2 protein-coding genes are annotated in these 1,731 nt (G+C 59.0%); one reads left to right on the forward strand and one right to left on the reverse strand.

All coding sequences use genetic code 11. The annotated features are described in order from the left end of the window. Positions 1-251, reverse strand: a 251-nt coding sequence (locus tag EN935_RS34485; protein WP_164771626.1) for a TIM barrel protein, incomplete at its 3' end; no start/stop codon positions are given. A gap of 400 nt (positions 252-651) precedes the next feature. Between EN935_RS34485 and EN935_RS34490 the strand changes: the two genes are divergently transcribed. After that, positions 652-1,707, forward strand: a complete 1,056-nt coding sequence (locus EN935_RS34490) for a sugar phosphate isomerase/epimerase (RefSeq protein WP_127263338.1) — start codon at positions 652-654, stop codon at positions 1,705-1,707. The last annotated feature ends 24 nt before the right edge of the window (positions 1,708-1,731 follow it).

Here is a 1,731-nt window from a genome sequence, read left to right on the forward strand (position 1 = left end):
TCCTTGACATACTGAACGGAGCGCTCGCGCTGGCCCTGGTTTTTGGCCGCGAGGTTGCGCTCGCCCAGCATCAAGGTCACCGCGCCCCAGCAGCGGATGCCATGCTCCTTCAGCAGCGCGCGCGTCTCCTTGGTCTTGTATTGCTCGGGCTCGCCGGAAATCTCGATCGACTCATAGCCGAATTTCTTGATGCGCTTGAGCGTCGTCTCCAAGGGTTCCGCGCGCATCCAGTTGTGCGTCGAAAGATGCATGGTCTGTCCTTCCCAATTCGTCTCTATGGTTCGCCTGCGACATGCATCGCCAAAAGGCGACGCAAGGGTTCCTCCCCAAGGCATCCCCAGCCTTTTCTCGCAAACTGGTTCGACCAATTGGGCCTGAAAGGAGGTCTACAGCAAATTCTGCGGGACGGCAAGAAGCGTGGGAAGGCAACTTCCAATGCAGATTACTTCATTGATTATATTGATCTATATGCCTGGATTTCGCATGCCCAAAGAGGTTCGACGGTCCATTGCGAGGCTTGACCAAATTCCCATATTTGGTAATACCAGAATAGCGCGTACACAATGCGCTCGATCTGAAAAGACCAAAGTGGCTGGCCCTGCTTCCAATCGGCGCCATGCTCGGTCGCGAGAAAAATGAGGGAGGATGCCGATGCCGACGACAATGAAGGGCCCTGGACTGTTTCTGGCGCAGTTCGCGGGCGATGCCGCGCCGTTCAACTCGCTGGCGTCGATCACCAAATGGGCGGCTGGTCTCGGTTACAAGGGCGTGCAGATCCCGACTTGGGACGCGCGGCTGTTCGATCTCAAGAGAGCGGCCTCTTCCAAGGCCTATTGCGACGAGGTGAAGGGCATCTGCGCCGACGCCGGCGTCGAGATCACCGAACTGTCGACGCATCTGCAGGGGCAATTGGTGGCGGTGCATCCGGCCTATGACGCGCAATTCGACGGCTTTGCGCCGGCTTCGGTGCACAACAATCCAAAGGCGCGGCAGAAATGGGCGGTCGAGCAGATGAAGTTCGGCGCCAAGGCCTCGAAGAACCTTGGCCTGAAGGCCTCGGTGAGCTTTTCCGGAGCCTTAGCCTTCCCTTACCTCTACCCGTGGCCACAGCGGCCGGCCGGATTGATCGAGGAAGCGTTCGCCGAACTCGGCAAGCGCTGGAAGCCGATCCTCGACGTCTATGAGGACAATGGCGTCGATGTCGGCTACGAGGTCCATCCCGGCGAGGACGTGTTCGATGGCGCGACCTTCGAGATGTTCCTCGACGCGGTCGGCGGCCACAAGCGCTGCAACATCAACTACGATCCGTCGCACTTCCTGTTGCAGCAGCTCGACTATCTGGAATTCATCGACATCTATCACGAGCGCATCAAGGCGTTCCACGTCAAGGACGCCGAGTTCAACCCGACCGGCCGGCAAGGCGTCTATTCCGGCTATCAGAGCTGGACCAACCGCGCCGGCCGCTTCCGTTCGCTAGGTGACGGGCAGGTGGATTTCGGCGGCATCTTTTCCAAGCTGACACAGTACAATTATGATTCCTGGGCGGTGCTGGAATGGGAGTGCTGCCTGAAGCATCCGGAAGATGGCGCGGCCGAGGGCGCGCCTTTCATCCAGCATCACATCATCCGGGTGACGGAAAAGGCATTCGACGATTTCGCCGGCGGCGCTACGGACAAGAAAGTGCTGCGCGCCATGATGGGTATCTGACGCGGTGTTACCCTCCCCCTTGAG

Origin of the sequence: Mesorhizobium sp. M7D.F.Ca.US.004.03.1.1, assembly GCF_003998635.1 — a bacterium.
In the GTDB taxonomy this organism is placed as follows: domain Bacteria; phylum Pseudomonadota; class Alphaproteobacteria; order Rhizobiales; family Rhizobiaceae; genus Mesorhizobium; species Mesorhizobium loti.